At 66.2% G+C, this 6820-nt stretch carries 7 protein-coding genes; 6 read left to right on the forward strand and 1 reads right to left on the reverse strand.

All coding sequences use genetic code 11. The features are described 5' to 3' along the window. From ABD329_RS43875 to ABD329_RS43885, 3 genes are read left to right on the forward strand one after another with little or no spacing between them, the layout of a single operon-like run. Complete coding sequence (locus ABD329_RS43875; RefSeq protein WP_198279755.1) at positions 1-600, forward strand: SigE family RNA polymerase sigma factor; 600 nt, start codon at positions 1-3, stop codon at positions 598-600. Next, on the forward strand, positions 593-1432 hold the full coding sequence (locus ABD329_RS43880; RefSeq protein WP_198279754.1) for a hypothetical protein: 840 nt from the start codon (positions 593-595) through the stop codon (positions 1430-1432). Before ABD329_RS43875 ends, ABD329_RS43880 begins: the two co-directional genes overlap by 8 nt. Further along, a complete protein-coding gene (locus ABD329_RS43885) occupies positions 1426-2676 on the forward strand; it encodes a L,D-transpeptidase (RefSeq protein ID WP_198279753.1) in 1251 nt (416 codons plus the stop codon). Before ABD329_RS43880 ends, ABD329_RS43885 begins: the two co-directional genes overlap by 7 nt. 251 nt (positions 2677-2927) lie before the next feature. Here the strand turns inward: ABD329_RS43885 and ABD329_RS43890 are convergent, their stop codons facing one another. Beyond that, positions 2928-3803: a GIY-YIG nuclease family protein gene (locus tag ABD329_RS43890; protein ID WP_198279752.1), complete on the reverse strand. Its 876-nt coding sequence runs from the start codon at positions 3801-3803 to the stop codon at positions 2928-2930. A 124-nt stretch (positions 3804-3927) separates the two neighbouring features. Here ABD329_RS43890 and ABD329_RS43895 point away from each other — a divergent pair, with 124 nt between their 5' ends. From ABD329_RS43895 to ABD329_RS43905, 3 genes are all read left to right on the forward strand, one after another. Next, positions 3928-5238 (forward strand): DNA cytosine methyltransferase, encoded by a 1311-nt coding sequence (locus ABD329_RS43895; RefSeq protein WP_198279751.1) that lies wholly within the window; start codon positions 3928-3930, stop codon positions 5236-5238. 41 nt (positions 5239-5279) lie between these two features. Next, entirely contained in the window at positions 5280-6017 is a 738-nt protein-coding gene (locus ABD329_RS43900) for a very short patch repair endonuclease (protein ID WP_198279750.1), read from the forward strand. Positions 6018-6399: 382 nt separating this feature from the next. Continuing rightward, positions 6400-6820: helix-turn-helix domain-containing protein (locus ABD329_RS43905; RefSeq protein ID WP_344317916.1), on the forward strand; the 421-nt coding region annotated here is incomplete at its 3' end.

The raw sequence follows: 6820 nt of genomic DNA on the forward strand, positions 1-6820 counted from the left end.
ATGTCAGGACCAACACCTTCATCCACACCATCCGATTTCGACCAGTTCTATACGGCTACGGCGAAGCGGCTCGTGGCCGCGGTCTACGCGGCGACGGGCGATCTCGCCGAGGCCGAGGACGCGGTGCAGGAGGCGTATGCCCGGGCGTGGCAGCGCTGGGACCGGCTGACCGCCGAGGGGGATCCCACGCCGTGGGTGCGCACCGTCGCCCTGCGCCTCGCCGTCAGCTCCTGGCGCCGCGCCCGTAACCGCATGCGGGCCCACTTCCGCCATGGCCCGCCCCCCGATCTCCCCGATCTCGCCCCGGACCGGGTGGCGCTGGTCCATGCCCTGCGCGGGCTGAAGCCCGAGCAGCGTACGGCCGTGGTCCTGCACCACCTCCTCGATCTGCCCATTGAGCAGGTGGCCCGGGAGACGGGTGTCTCCCCCGGTGCCGTGCGCACCCGGCTGAGCCGTGCCCGCAAGGCCCTCGGCTCCCATCTCGCCGACCCCGAAGCCGATACCGAAGCCGATGCCGACAGCGAGGCACCGACACCGACACGAGCGCCAGCTCCCCATCCGCCCGTCTGCCACCCCAAGGAGGTGCCCTCCCATGGCTGATCTGGACGAGCGCCTGCGCGATATCGCTCGCGATGTCGAGCCCTCCATACGTCTAGCGGGCCCGGAAGCCGTGCGATCGCGCGGCCGTCGGCGCCGGGCACGGCGGCGCGCCACGATCGCCGCCGCGGCCGTCCTGGCGGTGGCCGCCGTGACCGCGGGCTCCTGGCGGCTGCTGCCGGGCGACGACTCCAGCCGTACGCTCCCGGCGGCACCGCCCGCCCCGCGAACGGACCGCGTCCCGGGGGCGCCGATCCCCGCGAGCGCCCTCCTTCGCCCCTCGGCGCTGCCGTTCGACGCGATGGTGCGCTGGAAGACGGCCGACTCCACCACCTCCACCGACAACGGCCGGGCACCGCTGCTCGCCCTCTCACCCAGCTGCCGCCTCGACGGTCCGCGCCCCCTCGCCCAGCGCACCCGCGACTATCAGGGCCGCAAGGCGCAGCAGGCACGCCACACCATCAACGCCTATGCGAGCGACGGCGAGGCGGCGAAGGTCTTCGCCTCCCTCGAGGAGACTCTGAAGGACCGATGCGCCCGCCCCAACGCGCTGGGCAACACCTCGTCACCCAAACTCGCGGCCGACCAGCCGACCACCATGACCTACGGCTGGCACTCGCCCCGCGCACCGCATGACGCCCAGGTCGTCCTGATGCGCTCGGGCACCCGGGTCGGGGTTCTCCAGGCCCAGGGCATCGGCAGTCCGTCCGGCGACTACACCGACGGCCCCTCCGCCTACTGCATATCGGTCTCGCTGTGGCGCCTCGATCCCGCCGCCACCGCGTCCCCCGGCCCGTACCGGGCCAACCCCGAGGAGGTGAAGAGGCGTTGCTGACCCGCACCTCCCCTCCCGCCACCGCTCCTCACGACTCCCGCAAGAGGTCCTCCGTGCTCTCCGTACGTTCCCTGCGCACCCTCACGGTGCCCGCCATCGCCGTCGCCCTGCTCGCCGGATGCCAGTCCGCGTCGAAATCCGCCTCGGTGGACCCGGCCGACGCCAAGCCCGCCCGGATCACCATCACCCCCGGCAGCGACTCGGCGGCGATAGCCCCCGACGCCCCGGTCAAGGTGGCCGCCTCCCACGGCACCCTCACCAAGGTCCGCATCGCCCCCGACGGCGCCGGCTCCCAGGCCGTCACGGTGACCGGCGCCCTCTCCCACGCCAAGACCAGCTGGCAATCCAACCGCACCATGACCCCGGGCACGACCTACACCGTCGAGGCCACGGCCACCAACGCCGCAGGCAAGACCGCCGTCCAGCACTCCACCTTCCGCACCCGCGCCGCCCAGCAGGTCAACGGCGTCACCGTCACCCCGTCCAAGAGCGCCACCGTCGGCGTGGGCCAGCCGGTCTCCCTGGCCTTCGACCATCCCGTTACCGACAAGGCGGCGGTGGAACGCAGCCTCTCCATCTCCACCAGCCCAAAGGTCGAAGGCTCCTGGGGCTGGGTCAAGGACCCTCTCACCGGCATCGAGCGCGTCGACTGGCGCCCCAAGACCTACTGGCACAAGGGCACCAAGGTCACCCTCCGCGCCCGCCTCAGCGGCGTGAACACCGGCGACTCCCGCTACCTCCGCCGCGATGTCTCGACCACCTTCACCATCGGCACGCCCCGGATCTCCAAGGTCGACATCAAGAACCACACGATGACCGTCTACGAGGACGGCCAGAAGCAGAAGACCATCCCGATATCCGCCGGCCAGCCCTCCTACCCCACCTGGAACGGCACCATGGTCGTCCTCGACAAGGCCCCCATGGTCAACATGACCAGCGAGTCCGTCGGCATAGCCGACCCCTACAACAAGGACGTCCCCTGGGCCGTCCACCTCACCACCTCGGGCACCTACGCCCACGCCGCCCCCTGGAACGAGGGCCTCGGCTACTTCGGCCAGAGCAACCAGAGCCACGGCTGCGTCGGCATGTCCCTCGCCGACGGCAAGTGGTTCTACAACCGCGCCACCCGAGGCGACATCGTCGAGATATCGGGCTCCACCCGCGCCACGGTCTCCACCGGCAACGGCTTCGGCGACTGGAACCTCCCCTACCCGTCCTGGCAAAAGCTCAGCGCCCTGCGCTGAGTCCGCCCCTCGTGCTGCGAGGGTCGCCCCGGCATGCCGTGGGGGCGGCCCTCCTCGCACTAATGCGCTTCTCGGGCTGGCAACCCCTCATTCAAGATCTAGGTTAGGAAATCGTCACATCCGTCCAGCAAGGACAGACGCATGGCGGTCTAGGATTCCCTCTAAAGCGTGTTGCAGAAAGCCGTGTTCAGGCGGCTTTCTGCAACACGCTTTAGTCGCCTTGGGCGGGACACGTTGCCGGTTCAGCGACGTTACTCGTCGAAGTCAGCGTCTTCGTCCTCGACTGCGTCTTCCATCTCGCTCTTGGTAGGCTTCCGAGTCTTCGGCTCCTGAGTGAAGACTTCGTCAAGTCGGTAATAACGACGGGCGCTGGGGTAGGTAGAGGGGCTGTCGTCGTACATGATCGCCCAGCCGAGCAGAGCACAGATTTGCCACTTGTCAGGCAGGTACCGCGCGACCAAACGAAACGCTTCGTCTACGGTCATCTCCCCGTCGGGAACGGTGACAAGCAGTTTCTTGAAAGTGGCCGAGCGCTTGAAGCGGAAGTTGAACGGTATGCCACGCTTGATCTCCCCCAGCAGCTCATGCAGTGACTGAACCCCGGGCGTGACCCCCTTCACCTTTCGGGCGAGGTCGATGGGGAATTCTAGATCGAAGTGATTTCTCTTGATCACGGTCCGATCGCGATTGCGCCCCGGGTCGTTGTTGCCAAAGCCGCGATTGTTCCAGACGATTTTTCCATTTTTGAGATGCTCTTTGATGAGCATCTTTTCCGGAGAGACGGAAGAGAGATCCTCTTCGACGAAAAGGCACTTGAACGACATCTCATCAATGGAAATACCCTCTCGTCCCGACAGCTTGTAGAGGTGGTTTCCAAGACGATCGGGGAGCGGCTCGTCAGCCTTTCCCACATAGGCGAGTTCGCGCTCCTTGCCGGGCAACTGCCGGAAGAGCTGATACACGCCCGACATGTTGGGGAGACCAAGCTTCTCGGCCTGAGGGGCGAGGGCGTCGAGATTTTCCTGCGTGAGGGGCGCGGGCTCCAGGCGCTTCAGGGCAGCGTATAGCTGCCTGCTCAGCGCCTCCGTGATGCTGAGCCGGAACTGATCGCTGTACCCGTTGGTCATCTGAGCACCTCGTCCGCTACGAATTCCTGATCACGGCGCAGCCTATCTGGTGCAACTGGGGGACACGCGACACAAGTTGCGGGATGTGTCACCATGATCATAAACTCCGCGGTACGCTTCCCTCATGCCCGAGCTGCGAGAAGAACGCCAAGAGGTGGGGACGTGTGTCGAGCTGTTCGCTGGTGGCGGGGGGCTCGCGATGGCTGTGCACGCAGCGGGCTTCCGTCCGCTCCTGGTGAACGAGTTGGCCCCACGGGCCTGCCAGTCCCTGAAGAACAACCCGCCGGACCCCAAGGAGCCCGAGAAGCGGTGGCCACTTGTCTCCGGCGACGTGAGCAAGATCGACTTCAGCGAGCACATCACCGAAGAGGTTGACGTTCTCGCCGGTGGACCACCGTGCCAACCCTTCAGCCTGGGGGGAGTCCACAAGGGCACGGAAGACAAGCGGAACATGTTCCCAGAGATGTTCCGCGCCATTCGGGAAATGAGACCCAAAGCAGTCATCTGCGAGAACGTTCGCGGCCTGCTTCGCCCGTCTTTCAAGCCGTATTTCAAATACATCCTGAATGAATTGACCCTCCCTTTCGTGGAGCGCGACGAAGATGCCACATGGGAGGACCACAACGAACTCCTTGAAAAGCTGATCGCCAACGAATCAGTTGATCTGTCGGAGCGATACGTCGTCAAGGAGATGGAGGTCAACGCCGCTGACTACGGCGTGCCTCAGATTCGGAATCGAGTGATCATCGTCGCATTCCGCGCTGACCTCGATGTCGCTTGGGAAAAATTCATGCCCACGAAGACACACTCCGAGGAGTCGCTGATCTACTCCATGCGTGAGGGCGGGCCATACTGGAAGCGACACAAGGTGACTGTCGATGTTCGCAAACGCGTCATCGCCAATCTTCCCGAACTCGACTACGAGAACGAGAAAGTCAAGGAGAAGCTGAAGCTGGCTCCGTGGCGCACGCTACGCGACGCCATCGCGGGAATCGACGAGAACGAGGGAAAGCCACTTCCGTACGTTTCGGAGGAAGCCGTCAAGGACAAGGTCGAAGTAGACGGTATCCCCGACCACGTTGGGTGGCCTGGAGCTCGCATGTACACCGGACACACCCCGAACGTGCTGGACCGGCCCGCGAAGACCGTCAAGGCGGGTGTGCATGGCGTGCCGGGCGGGGAATCCGTCATGCAGCTTGACAACGTCAACTTCGTCAACTTCGGGGGCGGGGACGGATACCGATACATGACCGTGCGTGAGACTGCGCGAGTCATGACGTTCCCTGATCGTTGGGTTCTCGACGGACCGCGGGGCGAAAAGATGCGGCAGTTGGGCAACGCCGTGCCCGTCAAGCTCGGGGCGGCCTTCGCGGAAGCTGTCGCCAACGCTCTCAAGTCGGTTGGAGCTCTGGGGGACCGGGAGAAGCGGAAGTGACCGAAGCCGCGAGCGGTCGACAGAGGTGCTGGAAGGATCGGATGCCTCCCGATCAGGCGTGGAAGCCGAGAGCGGGAGTAGGCAGAGAGACCCGAGCAGCTGAGCAGGACCGGGCCGCCGGTAGCCGGCTCGCTCGCGCGGTCGACATCGGCGACGGCCGTTACGCGCGCGCGTCCATCGCGCTGCGCCTATACCGCAGCACCCGCCGCATCCGCGCCTACCTGCGATGGTCTCAGGAAGGCGAGACACAAGAACGGTATGTCGGCGAGGTAGACGCCACGACGCGCGCCGCGAACCTGGAGCAGGCCTGGAGCATGGCTCACGCCGCCGGTTACGTGACCACGGAGTCCGTTCCCCCCGGCTCGTGGGCGTCCTCCCCCGCTTCCCGAGCGGTCATGTCCGCCAACAAGGGACGGGACACGAAGCCTGAGAAGCTGTTGCGATCCGCGCTCCACAGACGCGGACTGCGATACCGCGTGGGAGCCAGACCCCTCCCCAACCTGCGCCGGACCGCCGACGTGGTGTTCACGAAGGCCCACGTCGCCGTCTTCGTCGATGGTTGCTACTGGCATGGCTGCCCGGAACACCACCGGCCCGCCAAGAAGGGCGCGGCGTTCTGGCAGGAGAAGATCGCCGGAAATCGAGCTCGCGACGCGGAGACCGACGAGGCACTACGTAACGCGGGTTGGTCCGTCATCCGCGTATGGGAACACGAAGACCCGGAGCAGGCAGCCGAGAAGATTCTCAAAACGGTCAAGTCACGGCCGAAGCCCTTGTAGGTCGAGGTGACCGACGACCGGCAGGGCATGCTGGCCCGCCCAGGCGTTATGTAGCGACTCGACATCATCGAGCAGCAGCTCGTCGCGGTCGAGCACGGGCTGCGCCCGAACAGCGGGTCGAGCCTGCGCGACGCCGTCGACCGCGTCGACGCCCGTACCCGACTCATCGTCGACGACGCCCCATGAGCACAGCGCCCCCGCCCGGCCTCGCGCCGGAGCGGGGGCGCCTTCGTCGTTCCTGTTGCCCTTCCTGCTCTGTAGCGCTCCACACCCGCCCCGCACCATGGGTACCGTTCTGAGGTATACGCCCGACGGATGGAGCACGGATGCCTCGCCGCCCGTTTGAACCCCGCCGGCGCCACACCGCAAAGGGGGCGCACTGATGTTGGAAGAAGCCGAGGAGATCGGCCGCCGCGCGCGTCGCGCACGGCTCCGTCTCGGGATGCCGCAGGCTGACCTCGCCGCCGCCCTGGGGAAGTCTCAGGGGTGGGTGTCGAAGATGGAACGCGGCCTCATCGAACTTGACCGGGTGGGCCTGCTCAATCTGCTCGCCGCCGAGCTGCATGTGCATCCGAACGACCTGATCGGCCGTCCGTACAACAGCTCACCCGACGAGAATCAATGGCAGGTCGCCGCGTCGTCCGTCCTGCGCGAGCTGCGCCGGTACGACCTAACTCCCATTTTCGACGGCACCCCGCGGCCGGCCAGTCAGCTCTGGCAGGAGACCACCCGACTGCACCGCCTACGCGACGCAGCGGCGAACGTGGCGATCATGCAGGTGCTTCCCGACCTGTTCCGGGAGG

This window comes from Streptomyces javensis, from assembly GCF_039525925.1.
Lineage (GTDB): Bacteria > Actinomycetota > Actinomycetes > Streptomycetales > Streptomycetaceae > Streptomyces > Streptomyces asiaticus.

What these genes read in the sequence shown, in the direction of transcription:
- ABD329_RS43875 (WP_198279755.1), top strand. Translation starts at nt 1, where the DNA reads ATGTCAGGACCAACACCTTCATCCACACCATCCGATTTCGACCAGTTC.
- ABD329_RS43880 (WP_198279754.1), top strand. Translation starts at nt 593, where the DNA reads ATGGCTGATCTGGACGAGCGCCTGCGCGATATCGCTCGCGATGTCGAG.
- ABD329_RS43890 (WP_198279752.1), bottom strand. Translation starts at nt 3,803, where the DNA reads ATGACCAACGGGTACAGCGATCAGTTCCGGCTCAGCATCACGGAGGCG.
- ABD329_RS43895 (WP_198279751.1), top strand. Translation starts at nt 3,928, where the DNA reads ATGCCCGAGCTGCGAGAAGAACGCCAAGAGGTGGGGACGTGTGTCGAG.
- ABD329_RS43900 (WP_198279750.1), top strand. Translation starts at nt 5,280, where the DNA reads ATGCCTCCCGATCAGGCGTGGAAGCCGAGAGCGGGAGTAGGCAGAGAG.